This is a genomic window from Neisseria sp. P0019.S003, from assembly GCF_051957115.1.
GTDB lineage: Bacteria > Pseudomonadota > Gammaproteobacteria > Burkholderiales > Neisseriaceae > Neisseria > Neisseria flavescens_D.
Window position 1 is genome coordinate 1 of record NZ_JBQCWT010000044.1, and the last position, 529, is coordinate 529.

The following is a 529-nucleotide window of genomic DNA, read 5'->3' on the forward strand; positions in this document are numbered from 1 at the left end:
CGCTAAGATTGAGCGGGGCGAGACACAATTGAATATTCCAAGGCTGGAGCAGTTGGCGGCTATCTTTAAAGTTGATATGTGGGATTTGTTAAAATCTGGTAATAGCAGCGGGATGGTTTTGCAGATTAATGAAGGAGACAGTGGAGGCGATATCGCTTTATATGCCTCAAGTGATATAGCTATGAAATTGGAGTTGTTGAATCAGGAGGGAAAACATTGCCGGGAAACGCTGGAGCAGAAGGATAAGGAAATTGAGTTGTTAAGGCAGCTGGCTGCTGCTGTGCAGAAGTAAAAGCCTAGGCCGTCTGAAAAATGATTTTCAGACGGCTTTTTTGTATTGAAAGGATAGAGTGAAATACGGTTTGATGGCAGTTTCACTATATAATTGAGGCCGTCTGAAAACTCGGCATCTTTTACAAATCATGGCAAACAACAAACATTCCAAACACACCAATCAAGTACGCATCATTGGCGGACAATGCAGTGGACGAAAGTTAACATTTTTATCTGCAGACGGTCTGCGTCCGAC

At 43.1% G+C, this 529-nt stretch carries 1 protein-coding gene and 1 pseudogene; both read left to right on the top strand.

Annotated elements, in window-relative coordinates; all coding sequences use genetic code 11:
• The coding region (locus ACTHTS_RS10995; protein ID WP_440370055.1) for a hypothetical protein at window positions 1–292 on the top strand (292 nt) is incomplete at its 5' end.
• Between the two features lie 130 nt (window positions 293–422).
• Window positions 423–529: pseudogene (locus ACTHTS_RS11000) on the top strand (16S rRNA (guanine(966)-N(2))-methyltransferase RsmD); the annotation flags it as partial.